This window comes from Pseudocitrobacter sp. 73 (genome assembly GCF_008369545.1).
GTDB classification, from domain to species: domain Bacteria; phylum Pseudomonadota; class Gammaproteobacteria; order Enterobacterales; family Enterobacteriaceae; genus Pseudocitrobacter; species Pseudocitrobacter vendiensis.
In genome coordinates this window covers 26,426-52,982 of the sequence record NZ_VTZO01000019.1, presented here as the reverse complement: position 1 = coordinate 52,982, position 26,557 = coordinate 26,426, and the positions used below count along the sequence as shown (strand labels likewise).

At 53.3% G+C, this 26,557-nt stretch carries 24 protein-coding genes; 10 read left to right on the top strand and 14 right to left on the bottom strand.

Translation table 11 applies throughout. From position 1 onward, the window contains the following. Positions 1–5 precede the first annotated feature (5 nt). Complete coding sequence (locus F0Q32_RS18500) at positions 6–986, bottom strand: TRAP transporter substrate-binding protein (protein ID WP_149464229.1); 981 nt, start codon at positions 984–986, stop codon at positions 6–8. A gap of 345 nt (positions 987–1,331) precedes the next feature. Here F0Q32_RS18500 and yiiM point away from each other — a divergent pair, with 345 nt between their 5' ends. After that, entirely contained in the window at positions 1,332–2,027 is a 696-nt protein-coding gene (gene yiiM, locus F0Q32_RS18495; RefSeq protein WP_149464228.1) for a 6-hydroxyaminopurine reductase, read from the top strand. Positions 2,028–2,144: 117 nt separating this feature from the next. On the opposite strand, the gene cpxA is transcribed toward yiiM, so the two are convergent. Next, a complete protein-coding gene (gene cpxA, locus F0Q32_RS18490; RefSeq protein ID WP_149464227.1) occupies positions 2,145–3,518 on the bottom strand; it encodes an envelope stress sensor histidine kinase CpxA in 1,374 nt (457 codons plus the stop codon). Further along, positions 3,515–4,213 (bottom strand): envelope stress response regulator transcription factor CpxR, encoded by a 699-nt coding sequence (cpxR, locus tag F0Q32_RS18485; protein WP_015966513.1) that lies wholly within the window; start codon positions 4,211–4,213, stop codon positions 3,515–3,517. The genes cpxA and cpxR overlap by 4 nt, the downstream gene beginning before the upstream one ends. Positions 4,214–4,363: 150 nt before the next feature. On the opposite strand from cpxR, the gene cpxP reads away from it, so the two are divergent. The 3 genes from cpxP (at position 4,364) to pfkA (ending at position 7,037) form a co-directional block, all read left to right on the top strand. Beyond that, positions 4,364–4,861 (top strand): cell-envelope stress modulator CpxP, encoded by a 498-nt coding sequence (cpxP, locus tag F0Q32_RS18480; RefSeq protein ID WP_149464226.1) that lies wholly within the window; start codon positions 4,364–4,366, stop codon positions 4,859–4,861. Positions 4,862–4,988: 127 nt separating this feature from the next. After that, positions 4,989–5,882 carry a CDF family cation-efflux transporter FieF gene (gene fieF, locus F0Q32_RS18475; RefSeq protein WP_149464225.1) on the top strand — a complete coding sequence of 298 codons (894 nt, stop codon included), beginning with the start codon at positions 4,989–4,991 and terminating at the stop codon, positions 5,880–5,882. Between the two features lie 192 nt (positions 5,883–6,074). Further along, on the top strand, positions 6,075–7,037 hold the full coding sequence (pfkA, locus tag F0Q32_RS18470; RefSeq protein WP_149464224.1) for a 6-phosphofructokinase: 963 nt from the start codon (positions 6,075–6,077) through the stop codon (positions 7,035–7,037). Positions 7,038–7,100: 63 nt separating this feature from the next. Here the strand turns inward: pfkA and F0Q32_RS18465 are convergent, their stop codons facing one another. The 9 genes from F0Q32_RS18465 to priA all read right to left on the bottom strand — a co-directional run bounded on the left by F0Q32_RS18465 (position 7,101) and on the right by priA (position 16,620). Then, positions 7,101–7,820 carry a hypothetical protein gene (locus tag F0Q32_RS18465; protein WP_149464223.1) on the bottom strand — a complete coding sequence of 240 codons (720 nt, stop codon included), beginning with the start codon at positions 7,818–7,820 and terminating at the stop codon, positions 7,101–7,103. A gap of 26 nt (positions 7,821–7,846) precedes the next feature. Continuing rightward, positions 7,847–8,566 carry a hypothetical protein gene (locus tag F0Q32_RS18460; protein WP_149464222.1) on the bottom strand — a complete coding sequence of 240 codons (720 nt, stop codon included), beginning with the start codon at positions 8,564–8,566 and terminating at the stop codon, positions 7,847–7,849. A gap of 60 nt (positions 8,567–8,626) precedes the next feature. Next, on the bottom strand, positions 8,627–9,112 hold the full coding sequence (gene rraA, locus F0Q32_RS18455; RefSeq protein WP_015966507.1) for a ribonuclease E activity regulator RraA: 486 nt from the start codon (positions 9,110–9,112) through the stop codon (positions 8,627–8,629). 92 nt (positions 9,113–9,204) lie between these two features. After that, entirely contained in the window at positions 9,205–10,125 is a 921-nt protein-coding gene (gene menA / locus F0Q32_RS18450) for a 1,4-dihydroxy-2-naphthoate polyprenyltransferase (protein WP_149464221.1), read from the bottom strand. Positions 10,126–10,195: 70 nt separating this feature from the next. Continuing rightward, entirely contained in the window at positions 10,196–11,527 is a 1,332-nt protein-coding gene (gene hslU / locus F0Q32_RS18445) for an HslU--HslV peptidase ATPase subunit (protein ID WP_015966505.1), read from the bottom strand. Positions 11,528–11,536: 9 nt separating this feature from the next. Beyond that, entirely contained in the window at positions 11,537–12,067 is a 531-nt protein-coding gene (hslV, locus tag F0Q32_RS18440; protein WP_015966504.1) for an ATP-dependent protease subunit HslV, read from the bottom strand. 90 nt (positions 12,068–12,157) lie between these two features. Continuing rightward, positions 12,158–13,153: a cell division protein FtsN gene (gene ftsN, locus F0Q32_RS18435; RefSeq protein ID WP_149464220.1), complete on the bottom strand. Its 996-nt coding sequence runs from the start codon at positions 13,151–13,153 to the stop codon at positions 12,158–12,160. A 99-nt stretch (positions 13,154–13,252) separates the two neighbouring features. Beyond that, on the bottom strand, positions 13,253–14,275 hold the full coding sequence (cytR, locus tag F0Q32_RS18430; protein ID WP_149464219.1) for a DNA-binding transcriptional regulator CytR: 1,023 nt from the start codon (positions 14,273–14,275) through the stop codon (positions 13,253–13,255). Between the two features lie 149 nt (positions 14,276–14,424). Next, on the bottom strand, positions 14,425–16,620 hold the full coding sequence (gene priA / locus F0Q32_RS18425) for a primosomal protein N' (RefSeq protein ID WP_149464218.1): 2,196 nt from the start codon (positions 16,618–16,620) through the stop codon (positions 14,425–14,427). Between the two features lie 212 nt (positions 16,621–16,832). On the opposite strand from priA, the gene rpmE reads away from it, so the two are divergent. Continuing rightward, a complete protein-coding gene (rpmE, locus tag F0Q32_RS18420) occupies positions 16,833–17,045 on the top strand; it encodes a 50S ribosomal protein L31 (protein ID WP_015966500.1) in 213 nt (70 codons plus the stop codon). Between the two features lie 178 nt (positions 17,046–17,223). Here rpmE and F0Q32_RS18415 read toward each other — a convergent pair whose 3' ends face one another. Together F0Q32_RS18415 and metJ are read right to left on the bottom strand one after the other, a co-directional pair. Then, complete coding sequence (locus F0Q32_RS18415) at positions 17,224–17,832, bottom strand: YiiX family permuted papain-like enzyme (RefSeq protein WP_149464217.1); 609 nt, start codon at positions 17,830–17,832, stop codon at positions 17,224–17,226. A 65-nt stretch (positions 17,833–17,897) separates the two neighbouring features. Beyond that, entirely contained in the window at positions 17,898–18,215 is a 318-nt protein-coding gene (metJ, locus tag F0Q32_RS18410) for a met regulon transcriptional regulator MetJ (RefSeq protein ID WP_015966498.1), read from the bottom strand. Positions 18,216–18,479: 264 nt separating this feature from the next. On the opposite strand from metJ, the gene metB reads away from it, so the two are divergent. The 5 genes from metB (at position 18,480) to katG (ending at position 26,503) form a co-directional block, all read left to right on the top strand. Beyond that, positions 18,480–19,640, top strand: a complete 1,161-nt coding sequence (gene metB, locus F0Q32_RS18405; RefSeq protein ID WP_149464216.1) for a cystathionine gamma-synthase — start codon at positions 18,480–18,482, stop codon at positions 19,638–19,640. Positions 19,641–19,642: 2 nt separating this feature from the next. Next, positions 19,643–22,075, top strand: a complete 2,433-nt coding sequence (locus F0Q32_RS18400) for a bifunctional aspartate kinase/homoserine dehydrogenase II (protein ID WP_149464215.1) — start codon at positions 19,643–19,645, stop codon at positions 22,073–22,075. 129 nt (positions 22,076–22,204) lie between these two features. Then, positions 22,205–22,606 (top strand): hypothetical protein, encoded by a 402-nt coding sequence (locus F0Q32_RS18395; RefSeq protein ID WP_149464214.1) that lies wholly within the window; start codon positions 22,205–22,207, stop codon positions 22,604–22,606. A gap of 662 nt (positions 22,607–23,268) precedes the next feature. Beyond that, positions 23,269–24,159 (top strand): methylenetetrahydrofolate reductase, encoded by an 891-nt coding sequence (gene metF / locus F0Q32_RS18390; RefSeq protein ID WP_149464213.1) that lies wholly within the window; start codon positions 23,269–23,271, stop codon positions 24,157–24,159. A 163-nt stretch (positions 24,160–24,322) separates the two neighbouring features. Continuing rightward, positions 24,323–26,503 (top strand): catalase/peroxidase HPI, encoded by a 2,181-nt coding sequence (gene katG / locus F0Q32_RS18385; RefSeq protein ID WP_149464212.1) that lies wholly within the window; start codon positions 24,323–24,325, stop codon positions 26,501–26,503. Positions 26,504–26,557: the final 54 nt, after the last annotated feature.

Here is a 26,557-nt window from a genome sequence, read left to right as displayed (position 1 = left end):
ACGTGTCAGTGTTTAGCCGCTTGTATTTTTTGATAGAGTGCATCCAGTTCAGGGCGGTTTTTCAAACTGGCATAAATAGGTTGCACTGCCTGCTGGAACGGCTTGATATCAATATCAAAAAATTCAACATTGAAGTCTTTAATGGCCTGCTGTCTTGTCTTTTCGATTTCGGCATCCCACGCTGATTTCTCAAATGCAATCGATGCCTTAACTGCGTCTTTAACAATTTGCTGCTGCTCTGGCGTCAGTTTTTCTAGTGTCAGCGAGCTCATCACCAAAATATCGGGAATGCGAGTATGCATGTCATAGGTATAGAACCTGGCGACTTCGCCATGTCTGGCAATGGTCAACGCAAACTCGTTATTTTCAGCACCATCGAGAATGCCTTGTTGAAGCGAGGTATAGACTTCCGCCTGGCTCATGGCGATTGGCGATGCGCCTAGCAGCTTTAACGTCCGTATTGCCGTTTCGCTTTGCATTACGCGGATCTTTTTACCTTTAAGGTCTGCGATGCTGCGCACGGGCGCTTTGCTCATATAAAAATTACGTGCGCCGGAATCGTACCAACCGATGCCGATAAACCCTTGCGCCTCAGTCGATTGATAAACTGATGTCATGACCTCCGGGTTATCCATCACTTTGTAATATTCATCTCGGTCTGCAAAAAGATAGGGAAGGGAGAAAACGCCGTACATCGGGGAAAAGCTTTCCATCAGTCCTGATGACACTTTGGTGATGTCCACCACGCCAACCTGTGTCAGCTCAACCAGTTCGCGTTCACCTCCCAGCTGCCCGTCGGGGAAATACATCACTTTGATTTCACCGTGCGTTTTTTCTTCTATCTGGTCACCAAGATAGCGAAGTGCGTCTTTCACGGGCTGACTATTTTCTGCATAAGCAAGACGTAGCACCGTTCCTGCATGGGATATCGCGGGGAGTGAAAGGCAGCACATCAATAGTATTTTGACTGTCCGTAGTAATTTCATAGGGCCCTCAACGTTATGTAGTTTCGCCGCGAAATTACCTGCAAATACCGTTAATAACCTTGTGACTACTGCCATACCAAATCGAAATGTGGCAAAAAAAGCGTAATGACACGACAGAGCGCTAATAAGGGTGATTTTAGGAATCCATTTAGTTACATACTTATAAATAAGTAACAAATATCAATTGGATAAATAGTTTCCTGAAGATCCCGAACCCCCAAAAAACGCCCACTCCACATGCAGAGCGCGTTTGGACTCATGAACCTATATGGCAAAAAAAGATTGTATTTCCCCCTGCGACCAGCGAGCCTTTAGGCAGTGATTTCCGTGAAACAGGGTGACGAGATGCATTATCCGGTTGAGGTTTTTATTGGCACAATCCGCGACTACGAGGGGAGCCGCCCAAGTGCTATTGCTAAGGTGCAGGTAGATGGCGAGCTGACGCTGACCGAACGGGGGCTGGCGGGTGATGAGCAGGCAGAGAAAAAAATCCACGGTGGCCCGGAACGCGCACTGTGCCACTATCCTCGCGAGCATTACGCAGAGTGGATGCGCGAATTTCCCGATCAGGCCGATCTCTTCTATGCGCCCGCATTTGGCGAAAATCTTTCAACGCACGGTTTAACCGAAAAAGAGGCCTTTATCGGCGATATCTTCCGTTGGGGCGAGGCGTTGATTCAAATTAGCCAGCCGCGTTCACCCTGCTTCAAGCTGAACGACCATTTTGGCATTGCCGATATGTCTTCACGGATGCAAAGCCGTGGCAAAGTGGGCTGGTTGTATCGTGTGATTGCGCCGGGGCAGGTATCAAGCGACGCGCCGCTGGAGCTGGTTTCGCGGCTGAGCGAGGTGTCCGTGCAAGAGGCTGCTGCGATTGCCTGGCATATGCCGTTCGATGAAGAGCAGTATCATCGGTTGATGTCGGCGGCAGGACTATCAACGAGCTGGACGAGAACGATGCAGAAGCGGGTACTTAGCGGCAAGATTGAAGATAATTCGCGGAGATTGTGGGGTAAGTCGAGGGGCGTTAGTGCGGTTTGATGCCCTCACCCCGGCCCTCTCCCACAGGGAGAGGGGGAAAATCACACAAGCTTGAGCATTGGCTCGATCGATTCCCTCTCCCTGCGGGAGAGGGTTAGGGTGAGGGGGCCCTCATCCCTACGTCCGCTTATACAACGGCAACCAAATCGTTAACCGCAACCCGCCGAGCGGGCTGTCATCGGCCTTGACCCAGCCGCGATGCTGCTGAATAGCGGCTTCAACAATCGCCAGGCCAAGCCCGGTGCCGCCGGATTCACGGTCACGTGCTTCATCGGTGCGATAGAACGGACGGAAGATTTGCTCTCTGTCCTCCGGGCTGACACCCGGACCATCATCGTCAACGTTTACGGTAATGCCGTCTTTATCGACCGAAAACGCCACCGCGATTTTGGTGTGTGAGTATCGCAGAGCATTGCGCACGATGTTTTCCAGCGCGCTTTCCAGCGCATTCGGGTTACCGTACAACGGCCACGGACCTGGCGGGTAATCGATACTAAAGGATTTGCCCATCTGCTCGGCTTCGAAGGCGGCGTTATCCAGCACTTCGCCCCACAGTTGGTTGGCCTTCATCGTCTCGCTGACCAGCGCGTTATTCGCCTGATTACGCGACATCACCAGCAGATCGTTAATCATGCTGTCCAGACGCTGCGCTTCGGTTTCAATGCGCTCCAGTTCTTTGCTCTCGCCGCTGCGGCGACGCAACAGTGCGGTGCCTAGCTGCAAACGCGTTAACGGCGTGCGCAACTCGTGGGAGATATCAGAAAGCAGACGTTGCTGCGCCGTCATCATGCGTTCCAGCGCCGTCACCATCTGGTTAAAGCTGGTGCCTGCGGCTAAAAACTCCTGCGGGCCGGCTTCCAGTTCAGGATGCTGACGCAGGTTCCCCTGGGCGACTTCATCGGCGGCGTTTTTCAACTTACGCGCCGGTTTTGCCAGGCTCCACGCCAGCCATAACAACAGCGGCGAACTGACTAACATTGTCACGATGAGCAGCAATAACGGGCGGTCAAACAGCAGGTTGATAAAATCTGATTGTGAACTGCTGGCAGGTCGAATCAGGTATAACTGGTAGTTATCTTCCCCATCGCGGATGGAGAAAGGGCCTACCAGCTCAACGCGGCCATACTTCTTCTTCTGGGGGTGATCTGAGTTATCTGATTGCCCAATAAAGTTACGAATGATCTGCATTTCGCTGCGTTCTGCGCCGATCACGCGGCCTTCGCTGGTCACCAGCAGAAGACGTTGACCGGGCGGCGCCCACTTATCAATGGCACGGAACAGACGACGCCACCACATCAAATCGTTCGGTGGATCTGCCGCCAGTTCTTCTTCAACGTGCTGTTCGATCATCATGCCCTGGCGCTGTTCGCTGTCCAGCAGCTCGGTCATCTGACGAGAATCGAGCTTCGGTAGCATCAGAACCAGCATCAGCACCAGTGCCAGCGTTAACCAGAAAATGGCGAAGATGCGAGCGGTCAAACTTCCTATCATGAAGCCGATACCATCAGATAACCGCGACCACGCAGGGTTTTAAACCACGGATGCCCATCTTTACGCTCCGGCAGTTTGCGGCGCAGGTTCGAGATGTGCATGTCGATAGCGCGATCGAACGGGGTCAAGCGCTTGCCCAGCACTTCCTGGCTAAGATGTTCACGAGAAACAACCTGGCCGAGATGCTGCGCCAACAGATAAAGCAGGGTGAATTCAGTGCCGGTCAGTTCAAGAACCTGCCCATCAAAGCTGGCTTCCTGACGGCCCGGGTTCAGGCTCAGGGAATCGACTTCAACGGTCGGGGAACCGACGTCGCTGTTTTGCTGCTGTTCGCTCCAGTGGGAACGACGCAGAATCGCGCGTATACGCGCAACCAGTTCACGATCGTTGAACGGCTTAGGCAAGTAGTCATCTGCGCCCAGTTCAAGGCCCAGAACGCGATCCAGCTCGCTTCCGCGCGCGGTAAGCATAATAACGGGGGTCTGGTGTGTCTGACGAAGCTCTTTAAGCGTGTCGATACCGTTTTTCTTCGGCATCATCACATCGAGCAAAAGCAGGTCGATGCTGTCGTCCAGAAGTGCCAGTGCCTGTTCACCGTCATGGGCTACCAGGACGTTGAACCCTTCCATGTCGAGCAACTCCTTTAACAAGGAAGTGAGCTCGCGGTCATCATCAACTAATAAAATTTTATTCATATTTTAAATACCTCCGAGGCAGAAATTACGTCATCAAGGCCCGCTAATCCATGACTTTACGTTGTTTTACACCCCCTGACGCATGTTTGCAGCCTGAATCGTAAACTGTCTCTCGTTGAATCGCGACACAAAAGTTTTTGGGAGCAAGTGATGCGCAATGTTATCGCTGCCGTCATGGCCTCAACACTGGCGCTAAGTGCTACTAGCCAGGCAGCTGAAGTCGTCACCAGCGTTAACTGGCACCCCGCTGAGGGTAGCACGCAGCGTAGCAGTCAGGGTCATATGTTTGACGGCATAAGTTTAACCGAACATCAACGTCAGCAGATGCGAGATCTGATGCAACGAGCCCGGCATGACCAGCCGCCCGTTAATGTTAGCGAAGTAGAGACGATGCATCGTCTCATCACAGCAGAAAAATTTGATGAAGCCGCTGTACGCGCTCAGGCCGAAAAAATGGCCAAAGAGCAAGTTGCCCGCCAGGTAGAAATGGCGAAAGTGCGCAACCAGATGTATCGCCTGCTCACGCCAGAGCAGCAAGCGGCTCTAAATGAGAAACACCAGCAACGTATGGACCAGTTGCGTGAGGTTGCCGGGATGCAAAAAAACCCAACGACAATGTTATTTAGTAGTACCCGTAGCAACCAGTAACAAACCCTGTTTTTCCTTGCCATAGACACCATCCCTGTCTTCCCCCACATGATGTGGGGGTTTTTTTTGCCCAAATTTTACCATCGCCTCCGCTATACTAGCCGCAGAATGAATGGCAGGAGCGTTTATGAATCAATCATATGGCCAGCTCATCAGCCGCGCAGCACTTGCTGCGACGGTGATGGCCTCTGTGTTACTTTTGATTAAAATTTTTGCGTGGTGGTATACCGGTTCCGTCAGTATTCTGGCGGCGCTGGTGGATTCCCTGGTGGATATCGCGGCATCGTTGACTAACCTGTGGGTGGTGCGTTATTCGCTGCAACCCGCCGATGACGAGCACACCTTCGGCCACGGCAAAGCAGAATCGCTGGCAGCGCTGGCGCAGAGCATGTTTATTTCCGGTTCGGCACTGTTTCTTTTCTTAACCGGCATCCAGCATTTGGCTCAGCCGCAGGTAATGAATAAACCAGGCATCGGCATCATTGTGACGATCGTTGCGTTGGTGAGTACGTTAGTGCTGGTTTCTTTCCAGCGTTGGGTGGTGCGAAGAACGCAAAGTCAGGCGGTAAGGGCGGATATGCTTCATTATCAGTCTGATGTTATGATGAACGGTGCAATTTTGGTCGCACTGGGGCTCTCCTGGTACGGCTGGCATCGCGCAGATGCGCTGTTTGCTTTAGGAATTGGCATCTATATTTTATATAGCGCATTACGTATGGGTTATGAGGCGGTTCAGTCTTTGTTGGATCGCGCATTACCCGACGGAGAACGCCAGGAAATTATCGACATCGTGACCGCCTGGCCTGGGGTATGCGGTGCACACGATCTCAGAACGCGGCAGTCAGGGCCGACCCGCTTTATTCAGATCCATCTGGAAATGGAAGATAACCTGCCCCTGGTTGAGGCACATGTAATTGCCGAACAGGTGGAGCAGGCTATTTTGCGTCGCTTCCCCGGATCCGATGTGATTATTCACCAGGATCCGTGCTCGGTTGTTCCGGATGGTGGCAGGAGCGTTTGAACTTTCGTAAGTCGTTGTAAAAGTGTGGGGTCGATCGGCATTTTTTGTTCAAATAACCGCCATTCGGCCTGACCTGAATCAATTCAGCACGAAGCACTTGATATACTATCTGTAATAAGGTCGTTCTCTCCCTACAGGGAGCGCTTCGGGCAGAAGAATTAATTATTAGCATTCCTAAGTTCAGAGGTAGTCATGATTAAGAAAATCGGTGTGTTGACAAGCGGCGGTGATGCGCCGGGTATGAACGCTGCCATTCGTGGTGTTGTGCGCGCTGCGTTAACGGAAGGTCTGGAAGTTTTTGGTATCTATGACGGTTACCTTGGTCTGTACGAAGACCGTATGGTTCAGCTCGACCGTTACAGCGTCTCCGATATGATCAACCGTGGTGGTACCTTCCTCGGTTCAGCGCGTTTCCCGGAATTCCGTGATGAGAACATCCGCGCTGTGGCTATCGAAAACATGAAAAAACGTGGTCTGGACGCGCTGGTCGTTATCGGCGGTGACGGCTCCTACATGGGTGCCATGCGTCTGACCGAAATGGGTTTCCCGTGCATCGGCCTGCCTGGCACCATCGACAACGATATCAAAGGCACTGACTACACCATCGGTTTCTTCACTGCTCTGAGCACCGTGGTTGAAGCGATTGACCGTCTGCGTGACACCTCTTCTTCTCACCAGCGTATTTCCGTGGTGGAAGTCATGGGCCGTTACTGCGGCGACCTGACCCTGGCGGCAGCAATTGCCGGTGGTTGTGAATTCATCGTCGTGCCTGAAGTTGAATTCAAACGCGATGATCTGGTTGCTGAAATCAAAGCGGGTATCGCGAAAGGTAAAAAACACGCTATCGTTGCCATCACTGAACACATGTGTGATATCGATGAGCTGGCGCATTTCATTGAGAAAGAAACAGGCCGTGAAACGCGTGCAACTGTTCTGGGCCATATCCAGCGCGGCGGTTCCCCGGTGCCTTACGATCGTATTCTGGCTTCCCGTATGGGTGCATACGCTATTGAACTGCTGCAGCAGGGCTTTGGTGGTCGTTGCGTCGGTATTCAGAACGAAAAACTGGTTCACCACGACATCATTGACGCTATCGAAAATATGAAGCGTCCGTTCAAAGGTGACTGGTTAGACTGCGCGAAAATGCTGTACTGATTCGCGTGTGTTGGCTACAGCCTGCATTGAGTAAAGCCTTCCCTGTCGGGAAGGCTTTTTAGATCAAGGGTTAGCGTTTACCGCAGAATCCAGAATAGTTTTGAAGGCCGCATAATCTTTTTCGAAGTTATCTTTATTGATAACTACCGTTAGCTGGATAACGCTTTCTTTATCCAGTAGATAGACATAGATAATCTCTTTTTTGTGTTGTTCTGACGACACGGCCTGGAAAGCGCAGCGAAAATTTTTCGCTGTACACTTATAGACCTGGTACAAATCCTCATCATATGCGTCGCCCAATAATTTCTTCGAGAATGCTTTGATATCGTTGAGGTTGTATATATTTAATTCAGCCTGCGAGTGCCGCTCAGCATAGATCGCGATACGATAGTTACCTGAAAAAAGCATCTTGACCTGACGACCATTACTTTTAGCTTCTTCAAGTTTCCAGCCGCGATCTGGAACGGTGAATGTGACCTGCGCCTCAGGGAGGGTTTTGTAATGAGGTGTGTTAAAGGTAAGTGCATACGAAATATTTGATAGCAACATAACGCCAAGCACCCAGTTGCTACAGCGTAGATAATTGGTTTCTTTATGGCGGCGAAAAATTTTCACGATGAAAAAGATAATCGTGGGAAGTATCAGTGGTGAAAGAAATACTGCACCAATATATTCACCAAACTGTCCAGGTTCGCTTTCCATTTCATGGAGTGAAATGCCACTTTTAAAATGCCCTACGACAAACGAAACTATCAGCAGAATAAAATAAATAACATAACGCATATATCGTCCTTGTATACTTGAGTGGTTTACTCTGCGATAGGTTTAGCAGAATTAAAAATCGTCATAACTTCTTCGTAATACTCATCAGCATATTTCTGATCGATAACCGCCGCCACCTGGATAAAATGGGTATTATCCAGCAGCGTCATCAAAATAGACCGTTTTTCATCGCCATCATCGGTTGTGGCGATATAGTCCTGATAGGCGCAGCGGAAGCCGTCAACCTGACAGGGAAAAAGCGTAAACGCATCCGCCTGATAGCTACTCTTGAAGCGAATCTGCTGTGATGTGAGTAATTCATCAAAGTTATGAACATTACTTGAATCCTGCATGCTGGATATCACGGAGATCCCGGCATGAGCATTTTTCATTACCACCGTCATACGGTAGCCATGAGGCGTGATCACCACCGTTTTCCACTCGTTACTCGGGAACGTCAGCGTGATGGGCGCATTCGGTGCGGTGTACTCCCAGCTAAAAAATTGCCAGAAGTGTGTGGCGCAGCTGAACAGGAGTATTATCCCCATCACCCAGCTTGTACCGGCAATAATTTGCGGCTGCGCCGTTTTACGAAATATTACGCAAAACGCGGCGGCTACAAGACAAGCAGTCCCTAACGGATAAAAAAAGACGAGATTCACATAGGCGATAATATTACCTGTGTCGTCCGTAATCAGGTTTTTCCATTGCAGATGCTTGATAATAATAACTGCAATATATAAAACACCTAAAACTATAAACCGCATATATACATCCGTGTATAAAAAAAGGGGAAATAAATTTCCCCTTTATCATATGCGAATTATTTACTCGATATCCAGCGGATCTTCAGAAAGGATAATGCCGGTGTTATCAGCATAGAGATGGTCGCCGGAGAAGAAAGTTACGCCGCCGAAATTGACGCGTACGTCGCTTTCGCCAATGCCTTCGCCAGCTGCGCCAACCGGAATGGCGGCAATGGCCTGGATGCCGATATCCAGCTCTTCAAGGTCATCAACCTGACGCACGGCGCCGTAAACCACAATGCCTTCCCATTCGTTCTGGGTGGCGATACGCGCCAGTTCCGCATCAATCAGCGCGCGGCGTACAGAACCGCCGCCGTCAACCAGCAGAATGCGGCCACGGCCATTCTGTTCGAGCAGATCATACAGCAACCCGTTATCCTCGAAACATTTCACGGTGGTGATTTGCCCACCAAACGACAACCGCCCGCCAAAGTTGGAGAACAGGGGTTCCACGACGTTGACATCTTCCTGATAGATGTCGCAAAGCTCGGAAGTATCGTATTTCATAGGATTAACACTCAGTTGCTGCGAGTGATTTCAGTATATCGCGCTCTGTGCACTGTTGGCAAAATCATCAATTGTTAATTGATATTTGTCAGTTAACCCAGCGCCTTGCTCAGGATAATCCCAACGATAAACAGGATGTTAGTGAGCAGCGCGCCTTTGACCGTGCGTTCAAGCATTGGTCGCATCGCGACCGGTTCACGCTGCGTCATGACGTAGCGCGCCTGTTTGAACAGCAACGGTGCGGCGAGAATAAACAGCCAGCCCCAGAGACTTTGCAGTGAAATCAGGTTAAACAGCGCCAGACACACCAGCGTGCCGCCAAGCAGGCAAGCGTGATAGCGACGTGCACCGACCGGGCCTAAACGTACCGCAAGTGTGTTTTTGCCGTTTTCGCGATCGCTGTCGATATCGCGCAGGTTATTGATATTTAATACTGCCGTTGCCAGCAATCCGCACGCTGTGGCGGGAAGAATCAGCGTGGCGCTCAGCATATGCGCCTGTAAATACCAGCTGCCAATAACGCTCAGCCAGCCGAAGAAAATAAGCACAGAAATATCACCCAGACCGATATATCCGTAAGGACGAGTGCCCACGGTATAGGTAATTGCCGCGACAATTGAGAGCAACCCCAGCACCAGAAAACCGATAAAGTCACCGATGTTTTGATATGCCGCAAACAGCAGCCCAAGGCCGGAAAGACAGATGAGCGCGACGGTAATCATCAGCGCGCGTTTCATCTGCGGCTGGGTGATGGCGCCTTTTTGCATGCCGCGCAGCGGCCCGATGCGGTCGGGTTTATCGCTGCCCTTCACCGCATCGCCATAATCGTTCGCGAGGTTGGAGAGGATTTGCAGCAGGCCCGCAGTCACCAGCGACAGCACAGCCACAGTTGCATCGAAGTGCCCTTGCCACCAGGCGAGCGTAATACCCACCAGGATAGAGGCGAAGGCCAGAGGTAACGTTTTAGGGCGCAGGCTTTCAAGCCAGGCCTGGGTGCGGCTGATTTCAGTCATAGTGATTTTTTGCCAATAAAAATGGGGCTTTTCAGCCCCATCAACAGTGATGAATATGCATTGAACGCGATTATAGGATAAAACGGCTCAGATCTTCATCTGCAACAAGTGCATCCAGGTGTTTGCTCACGTATTCCGCATCAATTGTGATGCTTTGACCATTTAAATCACTGGCGTCATAGGAGATATCTTCCATTAAACGTTCCAGAACCGTGTGCAGACGACGCGCACCGATATTCTCGGTGGTTTCGTTAACCTGCCATGCGGCTTCGGCAATACGCTTAATACCGGATTCGGTGAACTCAATGTTCACGCCTTCGGTCGCCATCAGCGCTTTGTACTGAACGGTAACGGATGCATTCGGTTCGGTCAGAATGCGTTCGAAGTCGCTGGTGGTCAGCGCCTGCAGCTCAACGCGAATCGGCAGACGGCCCTGCAGTTCCGGGATCAGGTCAGACGGTTTTGCCACCTGGAATGCACCGGAAGCGATAAACAGAATGTGATCTGTTTTTACCATACCGTGCTTGGTGGACACGGTGCAGCCTTCAACCAGCGGCAGCAGGTCACGCTGTACGCCTTCGCGGGACACGTCCGGGCCGGAGGATTCGCCGCGCTTACAGATTTTGTCGATTTCGTCGATGAACACGATACCGTGCTGCTCAACCGCGTCGATAGCGTCTTGTTTCAGCTCTTCCGGGTTAACCAGTTTCGCCGCTTCTTCTTCAATCAACAGCTTCATCGCATCTTTGATTTTCAGCTTACGCGGTTTCTGTTTCTGCCCGCCGAGGTTCTGGAACATCGACTGCAGCTGGCTGGTCATCTCTTCCATTCCCGGAGGCGCCATGATTTCAACGCCCATCGGTGCAGCAGCGAGATCGATCTCAATTTCTTTGTCGTCCAGCTGGCCTTCACGCAGTTTTTTGCGGAATGCCTGACGCGCGGCAGACGGTTCAGCCTGCTGCTCCGCCTGGCCCCAGTTGTTTTTGGCCGGTGGGATCAGCACGTCGAGGATACGCTCTTCGGCCATCTCTTCCGCGCGGAAACGGTTCTTTTCGATGGACTGCACGCGCACCATTTTGATGGCGGAATCGGTCAGATCGCGGATGATGGAATCCACTTCTTTACCGACATAGCCCACTTCGGTGAACTTGGTCGCTTCAACTTTGATGAACGGCGCATTAGCCAGCTTCGCCAGACGACGGGCGATTTCGGTTTTACCGACACCGGTCGGGCCGATCATCAGAATGTTTTTCGGGGTTACTTCGTGACGCAGCTCTTCATCAAGCTGCATACGACGCCAGCGGTTACGTAAGGCGATCGCAACGGAGCGTTTGGCCGCGTCTTGACCAATAATGTGTTTGTTCAGTTCGCTGACAATTTCGCGTGGGGTCATTTCAGACATGGTCAATCCTTACGCTTTAGACGGTAATTCTTCAATGGTGTGGAAGTGGTTGGTGTAAATGCAGATATCGCCTGCAATATCCAACGCTTTCTCAGCAATGTCGCGCGCGCCCAGTTCGGTGTTTTCCAGCAGGGCACGGGCTGCGGCCTGGGCGTATGGGCCACCCGAACCGATAGCAATCAGGTCATTTTCCGGCTGAACGACGTCGCCGTTCCCGGTAATGATGAGGGATGCGGTTTCATCCGCGACGGCAAGCAGGGCTTCCAGCTTGCGCAGCATACGGTCGGTACGCCAGTCTTTCGCCAGCTCAACGGCGGCTTTCACCAGATGACCCTGGTGCATTTCAAGCTTACGTTCGAACAGCTCGAACAGGGTAAAGGCATCAGCGGTGCCGCCAGCGAAACCGGCAATCACTTTGTCGTTGTACAGGCGACGGACTTTCTTCACGTTGCCTTTCATCACGGTATTGCCAAGCGTAGCCTGTCCATCACCGGCGATTACGACGTGGCCGTTACGGCGAACACTTACTATTGTTGTCACGAGCAGACCCCTTGTTGCAAATACGGAATAGGGGCCCCGCAAGCTTTGCGGGGCAGAATGACATTATAGATGGGGGGTATTTCGGGGGTTTCAACCCCCGGAAGCGAGTCTTATGCAGTTTCCGTGACCGGCCATTTTCAGGCGGTTGAGGGTGCCATCGGCATTCTCTTTGCCTTTGATAGGCCCGATGACGACGCGGTTCCAGCCATTGTTGGTGGTAATGCGTGAATCAAACCCTTCGAACGCCAGCTGTGCACGCACGGTTTCGGCCTGCTCTGCACCTTTAAACGAACCACACTGTACCATCCAGCGGCGCTCGTCTTTTTTCTCGGTTGCCTTAGGTGGCGTGGTCTCACGTGTCACCGGCGCGGCGGCCTGCTGTTTAGGCGCAGACGTTGTGGTGTGCGCAGGCGTTTGCAGCAGATCCTGATACGGCTGCTGATTAGTGGCGGCCGCTTTTGGCTGCTGCGTCTGACGCGGCTGCTGCTGTGTGGTTTGCGCCTGGCGTACCGGTTGTTGTGTCTGCTGTTGCGCGCGCGGCTGCTGCACAGGTTGCGTTTGCGCCCATTGCTGCTGCTGTTGCGCTTGCTGAGCCTGCTGCGCTAAACGCTGACGTTGCAGCGTTTGTTGGCGTTGCTCTGGCGTTTGCTCGTTCCACGGCACTTCCGTCAGCTGCGTCGGCTGCTGGCGCATATCGGCCTGCATTTGCGCAAGCAGCTGGCGCTGTTCGTCGGTCAACTGGTTCGGGTTCATGACTTCCCCGCCCGCAGACGGTTCCGTTGGCGCACGCACGCCTGGCTGGCGGCTTTCCAGTTCTTTAATGTAGCGCCAGCGTTCTTCCGGTTTCGGCGGTAGACCATTCCCTGTCATCTGACGGCTTTGCAGCGTTTCAGACTCTTCTTTTTTATGATGGGTAATAAAGTACAAACCACCGATAAAGGCGACGACCACCGCGGCGGCAATGGCCACCATCGCCGGTGATACCGCCGGGAAGCTACTTTGATTTTTCCGCGAACTCCGTGAGGTGCTCTTTTTGCGCCGCGAAGGAGCCTGTTGGCTGCGGCGTACATAATCTCGTTGTGCCACTATCGTTTCGCTGTATTTATTCGTTCGTGAACCCGACATGTTACTTAAGCGACGAGGCTTTGACCAGACAAGCAAGTCCTAAAGCCCCACACTTTTATGTCATATTTTTTGTGTGCTGCCGCGAATGACCAGTTCACAGTCCAGCAGACGCGAACCGCTGTCGACATATTGCCCACTTAGCTGATTCAGTAACAACAGCATCGCTTCCCGACCAATGTCGAAACGCGGCTGAGAAATGGTCGTGAGCGGTGGGTCGCAGAACTCCGCAAGCGAAATGTTATCAAAGCCGATAATCGACAGGTCGTCCGGAATTTTCAGACCGTGACGTTTGGCGCAGGAGAACGCGCCGAGCGCCATGATATCGCTATGGCAGAACACGGCGGTCGGCGGTTGCGGCAGTGCCAGAAGCTGCTCAAGCGCTTTAGCGCCCGCTTCGTAAGTGAAGTTGCCGCGCGTGATGTAGGCCGGATCGACCGTGATACCGCTGCGGCGCATTGCCTGCACGTACCCCTGTAAGCGGTAGTGGCACAGCGGCATCTCTTCCGGCCCGGCGATGCACGCAATGCGTTTATGACCCAGCTCGTGCAGATAGTTTACGGCATTGAACGCGGCGGTGAGGTTATCGATGTGTACCGTCGGCAACCCCAGCTCTGGGGCGAATTCGTTGGCCATCACCATCGGTGGCAGATTGCGCTGCTCTTCAATACTGGCATCAAACGGCAACTGCGAACCGAGCAGTAACATACCGTCGATCTGCTTGGTAATGATTAAATCGATGAAGGTTTTTTCCTGCTGATTCTGATGCGCGCAGTCGCCAATCAGCACCAGATAACCCTGCGAGGCGGCGGTGACTTCGATTCCACGAATCACTTCGCTGAAGAAGGGGTCGCAGATATCCGGCACGATAACCAGAATGGTGCGAGATTCATTGCGTTTCATGTTACGCCCCTGCACCTGCGGGAGGTAACCGACTTCCAGTGCGGCCTGCTCAACGCGAGTTCTCGTTGCCTGTGAGACCTTCTCGGGGTTCATTAATGCGCGTGATACGGTTGCCGTAGAGACTTTCGCCTGCATAGCAACGTCTTTCATGGTTGCGGCCACAACCGGTTTTTTAGCCTTCACCTGATTTCTCCTCGCTGACTGGCGCAGACACCTCCCCTGTGTCTGACATCAGACACACTTTTATCAGATAGTTAATCCGATCTGTTACAGAATTTTCATAAAAAGTGTGACGATTGTTAGATTCCTCGATCTTGCTCGCAACCTGGGCATTAACCTTCAATCGGGTCAACGTCGAGGACCCACTTCACTTTGCGCGCTTCCGGCAGCGTATTGATGAGGACCAGCGCGCCGTTGACGATATGCTGCAGGCGCACGCGGGAAGGGTGTTGCAGCAAGATTTGCCAGCGATAACGTCCGCCGCGTTTCGGCGTGAGGGCGGGAACCGGGCCGAGAACCCACAGTTTGTCATCCGCCAACGGGCTGGCCTGCAACAGATTACGCAGTTGTTGCAGGAACACTGGCGCCTGCTGGTTATTGTGATCTTCCGCGCGAATTAGCACGTGACTGGTCCACGGCGGAAGCTGCATGGTCTGGCGCTCGGCCAGCGCCTGTTCAGCAAACGCGTCGTAGCCTTTATAGAGCAGCGTTTGCAACAGAGGGTGATCCGGATGGTGCGTTTGTAAAACCACTTCACCCTGCTTGCCCGCACGCCCGGCGCGCCCGGAAACCTGGGTATAGAGCTGGGCAAAACGTTCTGCCGAGCGGAAATCCGCCGAGAAAAGCGCGCCATCGACATCAAGCAGGGCAACCAGCGTGACGTCCGGGAAGTGGTGGCCTTTTGCCAGCATCTGGGTGCCGATCAGAATACGTGCGCCGCCGCGATGCACTTCCGCCAGATATTGCTCCAGCGCGCCTTTGCGGCTGGTGGTGTCACGGTCGATACGGGAAAGCGGCACGCCGGGGAAAAGTGGGGCCAGTACCTGCTCCAGTTGTTCGGTTCCCAGGCCAACCGGCACCAGGTGTGTTGAACCGCAGGAAGGACACTGGCGTGGAATCGGGCGCTGACTGTCGCAATGGTGGCAGCGTAAATGGTGTTGCGATTGGTGTAGCGTGTAGTAGCTGTCGCAGCGCGGGCATTCGGCTATCCATCCGCAGTCGTGGCAAAGCAATGTGGGCGCGAAACCGCGGCGATTGAGGAAAAGGATCACCTGATTATCCGCCTGCAAATGCTGGCGCATACGGTTGATGAGCGCCGGAGAAAGCCCCGCCTGCAACTGCTGCCCTTTTAAATCGAGCACGTGCTGTGTTGCTGGCCGCGCATTACCAGCGCGGCGCGTCAGGCGCAGCATATGATATTTATGCTGACGCACGTTGAGCAGGGTTTCCAGCGCAGGCGTCGCCGACCCAAGAATAATCGGGATTTGCTCGCTGTGCGCGCGCCAGACCGCTAAGTCTCGGGCATGATAGCGCCAGCCTTCCTGCTGTTTATAAGAGCTGTCGTGCTCTTCGTCGATAACAATCACGCCGAGATTTTTAAACGGCGTAAACAGTGATGAGCGTGTGCCGATAACGATCGCCGCCTCGCCGCTTTTGGCTTTTAGCCAGGCGTTCAGGCGCTCGCTATCGTTAAGCCCGGAGTGCAGTACTTCGACAGGCGCGTTAAAACGTTCGCGAAAGCGAGCGATGGTCTGCGGCGTCAGGCCGATTTCCGGCACCATCACCAGCGCCTGTTTCCCTTGCGCCAGCACGTTTTCCAGCACGCTGAGATACACTTCGGTTTTACCCGACCCGGTTACGCCCGCTAACAGCCACGCAGAGAAGCGGTCAGATGCGCTATGGATCGCGCCCACGGCGGTAGCCTGTTCGGTATTCAGACGCAGTCGTTCGCCAATGGCGGAGTAGCCTTCGCGCCAGTCGTTCAGCGCGGGGGCTTCGCTCGCCAGCTCGCTTAACCCTTTGCTGCGCAGAGACTGCAACGCCGCTTCGGTAAATTCCAGTTCAGCCACCTGATGACGCCAGATTTTCCCCTGACGCAGCGCGGCCAGCGCCTGTTGCTGTTTTGGCGAGCGTTTCAGACTGTTGATATCCACCGCCTGTCCCTGTTCGGTAGCAAACCAGTACCACAGTGGCGCGTGGCTGGCCGGTTTGCCCTGGCGCAGCAGAATCGGCAGCGCGTGGAACAGCACATCGCCAATCGGGTGATGATAGTAATCCGCCGCCCACAGCAGCAACCGCCATACCGAGGTGGTAAACACCGGTTCGCTGTCGAGCAAGTCGATAACCGGTTTCAGCTCATCCAGCGGCAGTTCGCTTTTTTCGCTGACTGACACCACCATGCCAACGCGCTCCTGTTTGCCGAACGGCACGCGAACGCGACATCCCGCTTTGGCGCTGAGGCCTTCAGGCAGCAGATAGTCAAACGTACGCGGTAGCGGAACGGGCAGGGCGACGTGGGCAACAGGCATTTTTTCTTCCTGGACTTGAAAAGGAGCGGGTTAGTATACACATTGTACTCAGGTGAAGAACGGATCAGTTTGCATACCCTGTTCAGATTCTGTATGATCCGCCGCCTTTGATGCAGAAAAAATGCGTCGAAAGCCGAGAAGTTTACTATCAACATCGCGTGGTGTCTGGCGTTAGGGCTGGAAGAGCGACGCGGCCTTAACTGAGGTTTCCCATGAAAAAAGGTATTCACCCGAATTACGTAGAAATTACTGCAACTTGTTCTTGCGGTAATGTTATCAAGACTCACTCCACTGCGGGTCATGATCTGAACCTGGACGTTTGTGGCGCATGCCACCCGTTCTACACTGGTAAGCAGCGTGACGTTGCTACCGGTGGCCGTGTTGACCGCTTCAACAAGCGTTTCAGCATCCCGGGCAGCAAATAAGTTTTGCTTCTCCGAAAAAGGCGCCGAAAGGCGCCTTTTTTGTGTCTGTAAGAAATGAAAGTTACAACGTCGACTAAGGTGCACTTCGTCGGGTGGCGCTTCGCTTGCCCGACCTACGGATTGCAGAATTTGTAGGCCTGATAAGCGCAGCGCCATCAGGCATTTTCTTCAGCGCGCACTACCACGAAAATAACGTCCACTTTTTCTCAACCGTTTCCAGCCCCGGCGCATCAAACACGGCCTGCGGGGAGATAACGGTTTCATTGAGCGGCACATTCTTGCCGTAGCGTTCTTTCAGTTTGGCCTGCACCGCCGGATTACTGAGATCGAAATCCTTCAGTTTTTGCAGCTTACCCAATTTCATTCCCAACGCTTTGTCATACACCTTCCACACCACTTCAGAGCAGTACTGGCGGTCATCGCTCCAGGAAAAGGCCAGATCGTAAGGTTTACCGAGATAGCGCTTCGCGGTTTGTGCCAGCTTCTGTTTTTGCTGAGCCGATAACCCGCCGTCCACACGACGCACGATATATTTCCCGTCTTTTCCGTGCCTTATCCATTTTTGCAGCGGCGTATAGATAACCGGACCAACGGCCTCGAAGACATACGGTTTTTTCTCGCGGATAACAATCATGCCGGTGTGGCTATAGTCAGAATGGGTGGCCAACTGAATGGCTTTACTTTGTGAGGATTGAGAAATTTGAAAGATGATGTCGCCGGTTTGCGGCTCCCAGGCATAAGCCGGATAAGCCAAAACCAGGCCGAATGCCAGTAAACAGGGTTTCATGGCACAACCTCCGTGTCATCACATTAAAAAGCGCGGCTCGTACTCCGTGAGCCGCGCTCCCTGAATCAGTACTCCCACGTCTCCGGGTCAATCCCCAGTTCACGCATAATCACCTTCGCCTCTTCCGGGATTTCATCGCTGCGCTCTTTCCGCAGGTCTTCGTCGTTTGGTAACGGTTGACCGGTAAAAGCATGCAGGAACGCTTCACACAGCAGTTCGCTGTTGGTGGCGTGACGCAGGTTGTTCACCTGACGACGCGTGCGTTCATCGGTGAGGATTTTTAACACCTTCAGAGGAATGGAAACCGTAATTTTTTTTACTTGCTCACTCTTCTTACCGTGCTCAGCGTATGGGCTGATATATTCGCCGCTCCATTCAGCCATGAGATACCTTAATCCTCTTTATCATTAATGAAAGGTCGAGCTTCGGCTCTGACCATAATCGCGCATAGTTTACCGTAGTGACGCGGCCCTGACACGATATGAGCCGCCGCAGTTGTGCGCTAATGCATATAATTTTAACGGCTATTCGTCTTTTGCTCAATCTATACGCAAAGAAGTTTAGATGTCCAGATGTATTGACGTCTATTGTGACAGTGTTTACTCTGATGCCTGACATTTCACCGATTAAGTCAGGAACGAATCACCATGACCCGTAAACAAGCCACCATCGCAGTGCGCAGCGGTTTAAATGATGACGAACAGTATGGCTGCGTTGTCCCGCCAATTCATCTTTCCAGTACCTATAATTTCACCGGTTTTAATGAGCCGCGCGCTCATGACTATTCTCGTCGCGGCAATCCGACGCGTGATGTGGTGCAGCGAGCGCTGGCCGAGCTGGAAGGTGGCGCGGGTGCGGTGATGACCAATACGGGTATGTCGGCGATTCACCTGGTGACGACGGTGTTCCTGAAGCCGGGCGACCTGCTGGTGGCGCCGCACGATTGCTATGGCGGCAGCTATCGTCTGTTCGACAGCCTGGCAAAACGCGGCTGTTATCGCGTGAAGTTTGTCGATCAGGGCAACGAGCAGGCGCTGCGTGCGGCGCTGGAAGAAAAACCGAAACTGGTGTTGGTCGAAAGTCCGAGTAATCCGCTGTTACGCGTGGTAGATATCGCGAAAATATGTCGCCTGGCGCGTGAAGTCGACGCGGTCAGCGTGGTGGATAACACCTTCTTAAGCCCGGCGCTGCAAAATCCGCTGGCATTGGGCGCGGATCTGGTGTTGCATTCATGTACTAAATATCTAAACGGCCACTCTGATGTGGTTGCCGGGGTCGTGATTGCGAAAGACCCGGAGACGGTGACGGAACTGGCATGGTGGGCGAACAATATCGGCGTGACCGGTAGCGCCTTCGACAGCTATTTACTGCTGCGCGGTTTGCGCACGCTGTCGCCGCGCATGGAAGTGGCGCAACGCAATGCGTATGCGATTGTCGACTTCCTGAAAAACCAGCCGCTGGTGAAAAAACTGTATCATCCTTCTTTGCCGGAAAATCAGGGCCACGAGATTGCCGCCCGCCAGCAGAAAGGGTTTGGCGCGATGCTCAGCTTTGAACTGGACGGCGACGAACAGACGCTGCGCCGCTTCCTGAGCGGGCTGTCGCTGTTTACGCTGGCAGAATCGCTGGGTGGGGTTGAGAGCTTAATCTCCCACGCCGCTACGATGACCCACGCGGGCATGGCGCCGGAAGCGCGCGCCGCCGCCGGGATTTCTGAGACGCTGTTGCGTATCTCAACCGGTATTGAAGATAGTGAAGACTTAATTGCCGATCTGGAAAATGGCTTCCGGGTTGCAGCCGAGGGATAAAAATGAGTGTGATTGCGCAGGCAGGGACGAAAGAACGTCAACTGCATAAATTTGGTGGGAGTAGTCTGGCGGATGTGAAGTGTTACCTGCGTGTTGCCGGGATTATGGCGGAGTATTCTCAGCCAGGCGATATGATGGTTGTTTCCGCAGCCGGTAGCACCACTAACCAGTTGATTAGCTGGCTGAAACTCAGCCAGAGCGATCGTCTTTCTGCGCATCAGGTTCAACAGACGCTGCGTCGCTATCAGTCAGAGCTGATTAGCGGCCTGTTACCCGCTGAGATTGCCGACGGCTTGATTAGCGCATTTATTCATGACCTTGAACGTTTAGCCGTATTGCTGGATGGCGGTGTTACTGATGCCGTGTATGCGGAAGTGGTGGGCCACGGTGAAGTGTGGTCCGCACGTCTGATGGCGGCCGTGCTGCAACAGCAGGGTCTGGATGCGGCGTGGCTCGACGCACGTGAATTCCTGCGGGCCGAGCGTTCTGCTCAGCCGCAGGTTGATGAAGGCCTTTCTTATCCGTTACTGCAACAGCTGATGGCGCAGCATCCGGGTAAACGTCTGGTGGTGACCGGTTTTATCAGCCGCAACAATGCGGGTGAAACCGTGCTGCTGGGGCGTAACGGTTCCGACTACTCCGCCACGCAGATTGGCGCGCTGGCGGGCGTTTCTCGCGTCACCATCTGGAGCGACGTCGCGGGCGTCTACAGCGCCGACCCGCGTAAAGTCAAAGATGCCTGCCTGCTGCCGCTGCTGCGTCTGGACGAGGCCAGCGAACTGGCGCGTCTCGCCGCCCCGGTGCTGCACGCCCGTACCCTACAGCCGGTTTCCGGCAGTGATATCGATCTGCAATTGCGCTGTAGCTACACGCCGGATCAGGGCTCTACGCGTATTGAACGCGTGCTGGCTTCTGGTACAGGCGCGCGTATCGTTACCAGCCATGATGACGTCTGCCTGATTGAATTCCGCGTCCCGGCAAGCCAGGACTTTAAGCTGGCGCATAAAGATGTTGACCAGTTACTGAAGCGTGCGGGGATTCGTCCGCTGGCGGTGGGCGTTCATACCGATCGCCAGTTGCTGCAATTCTGCTACACCTCGGAAGTGGCGGATAGCGCGTTAAAAATTCTTGATGAAGCCGGGTTACCGGGCGAGCTGCGTTTACGTCAGGGCCTGGCATTGGTGGCAATTGTCGGGGCGGGCGTCACCCGTAACCCGCTGCACTGCCACCGTTTCTGGCAGCAACTGAAAGGCCAGCCGGTCGAGTTTACCTGGCAATCGGAAGAGGGCATCAGCCTGGTGGCCGTGCTGCGTACCGGCCCAACCGAGAGCCTGATTCAGGGTCTGCATCAGTCCGTATTCCGCGCAGAAAAACGCATCGGCCTGGTGCTGTTCGGCAAGGGCAACATCGGTTCTCGCTGGCTGGAGCTTTTCGCGCGCGAACAGAGCACGCTCTCGGCGCGAACCGGGTTTGAGTTCACGCTGGCCGGCGTGGTGGACAGCCGCCGCAGCCTGCTGAGCTATGAAGGGCTGGACGCTAGCCGCGCGCTGGCATTCTTCGAAGATGAAGCGCTCGAACAGGATGAAGAGTCACTGTTCCTGTGGATGCGCGCGCACCCGTATGATGATTTGGTGGTGCTGGATGTCACTGCCAGCCCACAGCTGGCTGATCAGTATCTCGATTTCGCCAGTCACGGCTTCCACGTTATCAGTGCCAACAAACTGGCCGGCGCAAGCAGCAGCCATAACTATCGCCAGATCCACGACGCGTTCGAAAAAACCGGGCGTCACTGGTTATATAACGCCACCGTCGGCGCGGGCCTGCCGGTAAACCATACCGTACGCGACCTGATCGACAGCGGCGACAGCATTCTGTCCATCAGCGGGATTTTCTCCGGCACGCTTTCGTGGCTGTTCCTGCAGTTCGACGGCACCGTGCCGTTCACCGAACTGGTGGATCAAGCCTGGCAGCAGGGCTTAACGGAACCCGACCCGCGTGACGACCTTTCCGGGAAAGACGTGATGCGTAAGCTGGTGATTCTGGCGCGCGAAGCGGGCTACGATATCGAGCCGGATCAGGTTCGTGTGGAGTCGCTGGTGCCATCGCACTGTGAGGATGGCTCGATCGATCACTTCTTTGAAAATGGTGATGAGCTCAACGATCAGATGCTGCAACGCTTCGAAGCGGCGCAGGAAATGGGCCTGGTGCTGCGCTACGTGGCGCGTTTCGACGCCAACGGCAAAGCGCGCGTCGGCGTGGAAGCCGTGCGCCCGGAACACCCGCTGGCGGCGCTGCTGCCGTGCGATAACGTCTTTGCCATCGAAAGCCGCTGGTATCGCGACAACCCGCTGGTGATCCGCGGGCCAGGCGCCGGGCGCGATGTCACGGCCGGGGCGATTCAGTCGGATATTAACCGGCTGGCGCAGTTGCTGTAATTTCCTGTCTTTTACCGGATAAGATCAAAGGTCTTATCCGGTTTATAATCCGCAAAAAACTACTGTATTTGTGATTGTGTCCGATCTACAAGGGGCATTAATCATCTCTCTCAGAACGTGCTGGATATCATGATCGAATCGATTGAAAAGGATAAAATAGCTAAAAATTTTTGCTTTATTCTTAAAACTAAAATGTTAGAAAACATTCTTTTGGAGAATGAGGTGAATATTTATATTAATTTGAACTATTGGAACCAAAAGAGTACTGGGTCGATCTTTGAAGCGCATTTTTGGCCGCCAAATGAAAATGTAGCGTATCAGCGGTGTTATATCAGGGCAGGCGCATTGCCAGAAGAAGACGTGGTACACGCTCGTAGCCTTTTGCAGGACGCCGTATTACCAAAATTCATTGTATGGATCAAAAAGATATTGAGCCCAGAAGGAGATGTTCAATATTACGAAAATCTATATTTTGAAGCGAGGTATCAAAATAACATATTAAAATTGATACAGAAACCATCAGCAAGCTAACCAGTTGAAGATACTACGGCATCCATTACTTCTCATCCTGAGGATACGAGAATGTTAATAGAGTACGAGTTGTATAATAAAAAGCACCACATTTCTGTTATGAATGATAATAATATACTTCGATACTGCGAATTCGACAGTTCTAACTTAGAAGGCACTATTTTTGATTCGACATTTCTCAACTGCACATTGAGAAATCTGGACTGGTACTGGGTTATGTTCAATAGCTGCCTGTTTGTTGATACTCTGTTCGAAGCAAGCATTTTCAGAGGCGCAGGTTTTTATCACTGCCGCTTTGTTAATTGTAGGATTATCGGTTGTGATTTTATAAATGATAATTTAAACGGCGCTTGCCGATTTGAGAGTAGTCACTGGTTTAACTGCACGATACAGAATAGCCAGGGGCTACCTGATTCCTGCCTGGCACGGCGTTAACATAACCGTTTTGCACACCAGGATGTTGATGTGATTAAGTAGGGACGATGAAGCACATCATGTATTGTAAGATGATTTTTTTTCATCTTGCCTGAATATTCCTCACCGATTGTGCGGATCTTTCTATTGACCTTCCCCAACTTTTCCTTCATCTTTACTTCCAGACGTCTAAACGGATGGATGTTCACAACACAACAAATAATGACACGCGATTGATGAGGTAAGGTATGAGCTTTTTTCACGCCAACCAGCGGGAAGCCCTGAATCAAAGTCTGGCCGAAGTCCAGGGGCATATTAACGTTTCGTTCGAATTTTTCCCGCCGCGCACCAGTGAAATGGAGCAAACCCTGTGGAACTCTATCGATCGCTTAAGCAGCCTGAAACCGAAATTCGTTTCCGTCACCTATGGTGCCAACTCGGGCGAGCGTGACCGCACACACAGCATCATTAAAGGCATCAAAGATCGTACCGGCCTTGAGGCCGCGCCGCACCTGACCTGCATTGATGCCAGCCGTGATGAACTGCGCGCCATCGCCCAGGACTACTGGAACAACGGCATTCGCCATATCGTCGCCCTGCGCGGTGACCTGCCGCCAGGCAGCGGCAAGCCGGATATGTATGCGGCGGACCTGGTTGGCTTGCTGAAAGAAGTGGGCGATTTTGATATCTCCGTTGCCGCTTATCCGGAAGTGCATCCGGAGGCGAAAAGCGCGCAGGCGGATCTGCTCAACCTGAAACGTAAAGTTGATGCCGGGGCGAATCGTGCAATTACCCAATTTTTCTTCGACGTTGAAAGCTATCTGCGTTTTCGTGACCGCTGCGTTTCTGCGGGTATTGATGTTGAAATTATTCCGGGCATCCTGCCGGTCTCTAACTTTAAACAGGCGAAGAAATTTGCCGATATGACCAATGTGCGTATTCCGCACTGGATGTCTACAATGTTTGAAGGGCTGGACGATGACGCGGAGACCCGCAAACTGGTGGGCGCGTCTATCGCCATGGACATGGTAAAGATTTTAAGTCGGGAAGGGGTAAAAGATTTTCATTTTTATACACTTAACCGCGCTGAGATGAGCTATGCCATTTGTCATACGCTGGGTGTCAGACCCACCTTATAGTCAAAAAGCCCTCGCATGAGGGCTTTTTTGCGTCTACTTTGATCTACATCCCCGTAACCAAAAATATAAAAGTTTCCAACTATCGAATCTGTGGATTATTTCAATTATAACTTTACTCTGATGCTGTATATCGTAACGGTAACATTGTAGAGGGAGCATATTGATGAGTACGTCAGACGATATCGAGAATAAAACGTCCGCAGGTAAGTGCCCTTTCCATCAGGGCGGTCACGATCAGAGTGCGGGTGCAGGGACGACCAGCCAGGATTGGTGGCCAAAACAGCTTCGCGTGGACCTTCTCAACCAACATTCCAACCGTTCTAACCCGCTTGGGGAAGACTTCGATTACCGTAAAGAATTCAGCAAACTGGATTATGCTGCCCTGAAAGGCGACTTGCGCGCGCTGCTGAGCGAATCGCAGCCGTGGTGGCCTGCCGACTGGGGTAGCTATGCCGGTTTGTTTATCCGCATGGCGTGGCATGGCGCAGGTACCTATCGTTCTATTGACGGACGTGGCGGTGCGGGCCGTGGTCAGCAACGTTTTGCGCCGCTGAACTCCTGGCCAGATAACGTCAGCCTGGATAAAGCACGTCGCCTGCTGTGGCCAATCAAACAGAAATATGGCCAGAAAATTTCCTGGGCTGACCTGTTCATCCTGGCGGGTAACGTGGCGCTGGAAAACTCCGGCTTCCGTACCTTCGGCTTTGGTGCCGGTCGTGAAGATGTCTGGGAACCGGATCTCGACGTAAACTGGGGTGATGAGAAAACCTGGCTTGCTCACCGTGACCCGGAAGAGCTGGCGAAACGTCCGCTAGCGGCCACTGAAATGGGCCTGATCTACGTCAACCCGGAAGGTCCGAACGCCAGCGGTGAACCGCTTTCTGCGGCAGACGCGATTCGAGCCACCTTCGGTAACATGGGCATGAACGACGAAGAGACCGTGGCGCTGATCGCCGGTGGTCACACCCTTGGTAAAACCCACGGCGCAGGCCCGGCAACCCACGTTGGCCCGGATCCGGAAGCCGCACCGATTGAAAACCAGGGCCTCGGCTGGAAGAGCGATTTCGGCACTGGTGTCGGTAAAGATGCGATTACCTCCGGTCTTGAAGTGGTGTGGACGCAGACACCAACTCAGTGGAGCAACTACTTCTTCGAGAACCTGTTCAAATACGAGTGGGTGCAGACTCGCAGCCCGGCTGGCGCAATTCAGTTCGAAGCCGTTGATGCGCCGGAAATCATTCCTGACCCGTTCGACCCGTCGAAAAAACGCAAGCCGACCATGCTGGTCACTGACCTGACGCTGCGTTTTGATCCGGACTTCGAAAAAATCTGCCGTCGTTTCCTGAACGATCCGCAGGCGTTTAACGAAGCATTCGCGCGTGCATGGTACAAACTGACCCACCGTGATATGGGGCCGAAAGCGCGCTATATCGGGCCGGAAGTACCGAAAGAAGATCTGATCTGGCAGGACCCGCTGCCGCAGCCGACTTACCATCCGACGGAAGAAGATATTCTGAACCTGAAAGCGGAAATCGCTGCTTCAGGTCTCTCGGTGAGTGAACTGGTTTCTGTCGCGTGGGCCTCCGCGTCTACCTTCCGCGGTGGCGATAAACGCGGCGGCGCCAACGGTGCTCGTCTGGCGCTGAATCCGCAACGTGGTTGGGCGGTGAATGCTACAGCAGCACGCGTGTTGCCTGTACTGGAAAAAATCCAGCAAGCCTCTGGCAAAGCCTCACTGGCGGATATCATCGTCCTGGCAGGCGTTGTGGGGGTTGAGAAAGCAGCGAGCGCGGCAGGTGTCAGCATTCATGTTCCGTTCACGCCGGGCCGCGTAGATGCGCGCCAGGATCAGACCGATATCGAGATGTTTGAACTGCTCAAACCGATCGCTGATGGTTTCCGTAACTATCGCGGCGAACCGGGGGCGGCAACCACCGAATCCCTGCTGATCGACAAAGCTCAGCAATTGACCCTGACCGCGCCGGAACTGACGGTGCTGGTGGGCGGTATGCGCGTTCTGGGCGCGAACTTCGACGGTAGCAAGCATGGCGTCTTTACTGACCGCCCGGGCGTGCTCAGCAATGATTTCTTCGCAAATCTGCTGGATATGCGCACCGAATGGAAAGCCACCGATGACACCAGCGAGCTGTTCGAAGGCCGCGATCGCCTGAACGGCGAAGTGAAATACACCGCCACCCGCGCGGATCTGGTATTCGGTTCTCACGCGGTACTGCGCGCGCTGGCCGAAGTGTACGCCAGCAGCGATGCTCACGTGAAGTTTGTGAAAGACTTCGTGGCGGCATGGGTGAAAGTGATGGAACTGGACCGTTTCGACCTGCAATAAACTCAGTACTTAATCCGTCAGCGATTGCTTTGCAGCAGTCGCTGACGTTTTTTT

Excerpts from the sequence above, each read along its gene's own strand:
- F0Q32_RS18500 (WP_149464229.1), bottom strand. The coding sequence starts at position 986 with ATGAAATTACTACGGACAGTCAAAATACTATTGATGTGCTGCCTTTCA.
- yiiM (WP_149464228.1), top strand. The coding sequence starts at position 1,332 with ATGCATTATCCGGTTGAGGTTTTTATTGGCACAATCCGCGACTACGAG.
- cpxA (WP_149464227.1), bottom strand. The coding sequence starts at position 3,518 with ATGATAGGAAGTTTGACCGCTCGCATCTTCGCCATTTTCTGGTTAACG.
- cpxR (WP_015966513.1), bottom strand. The coding sequence starts at position 4,213 with ATGAATAAAATTTTATTAGTTGATGATGACCGCGAGCTCACTTCCTTG.
- cpxP (WP_149464226.1), top strand. The coding sequence starts at position 4,364 with ATGCGCAATGTTATCGCTGCCGTCATGGCCTCAACACTGGCGCTAAGT.
- fieF (WP_149464225.1), top strand. The coding sequence starts at position 4,989 with ATGAATCAATCATATGGCCAGCTCATCAGCCGCGCAGCACTTGCTGCG.
- pfkA (WP_149464224.1), top strand. The coding sequence starts at position 6,075 with ATGATTAAGAAAATCGGTGTGTTGACAAGCGGCGGTGATGCGCCGGGT.
- F0Q32_RS18465 (WP_149464223.1), bottom strand. The coding sequence starts at position 7,820 with ATGCGTTATGTTATTTATTTTATTCTGCTGATAGTTTCGTTTGTCGTA.
- F0Q32_RS18460 (WP_149464222.1), bottom strand. The coding sequence starts at position 8,566 with ATGCGGTTTATAGTTTTAGGTGTTTTATATATTGCAGTTATTATTATC.
- rraA (WP_015966507.1), bottom strand. The coding sequence starts at position 9,112 with ATGAAATACGATACTTCCGAGCTTTGCGACATCTATCAGGAAGATGTC.
- menA (WP_149464221.1), bottom strand. The coding sequence starts at position 10,125 with ATGACTGAAATCAGCCGCACCCAGGCCTGGCTTGAAAGCCTGCGCCCT.
- hslU (WP_015966505.1), bottom strand. The coding sequence starts at position 11,527 with ATGTCTGAAATGACCCCACGCGAAATTGTCAGCGAACTGAACAAACAC.
- priA (WP_149464218.1), bottom strand. The coding sequence starts at position 16,620 with ATGCCTGTTGCCCACGTCGCCCTGCCCGTTCCGCTACCGCGTACGTTT.
- rpmE (WP_015966500.1), top strand. The coding sequence starts at position 16,833 with ATGAAAAAAGGTATTCACCCGAATTACGTAGAAATTACTGCAACTTGT.
- F0Q32_RS18415 (WP_149464217.1), bottom strand. The coding sequence starts at position 17,832 with ATGAAACCCTGTTTACTGGCATTCGGCCTGGTTTTGGCTTATCCGGCT.
- metJ (WP_015966498.1), bottom strand. The coding sequence starts at position 18,215 with ATGGCTGAATGGAGCGGCGAATATATCAGCCCATACGCTGAGCACGGT.
- metB (WP_149464216.1), top strand. The coding sequence starts at position 18,480 with ATGACCCGTAAACAAGCCACCATCGCAGTGCGCAGCGGTTTAAATGAT.
- F0Q32_RS18400 (WP_149464215.1), top strand. The coding sequence starts at position 19,643 with ATGAGTGTGATTGCGCAGGCAGGGACGAAAGAACGTCAACTGCATAAA.
- F0Q32_RS18395 (WP_149464214.1), top strand. The coding sequence starts at position 22,205 with ATGATCGAATCGATTGAAAAGGATAAAATAGCTAAAAATTTTTGCTTT.
- metF (WP_149464213.1), top strand. The coding sequence starts at position 23,269 with ATGAGCTTTTTTCACGCCAACCAGCGGGAAGCCCTGAATCAAAGTCTG.
- katG (WP_149464212.1), top strand. The coding sequence starts at position 24,323 with ATGAGTACGTCAGACGATATCGAGAATAAAACGTCCGCAGGTAAGTGC.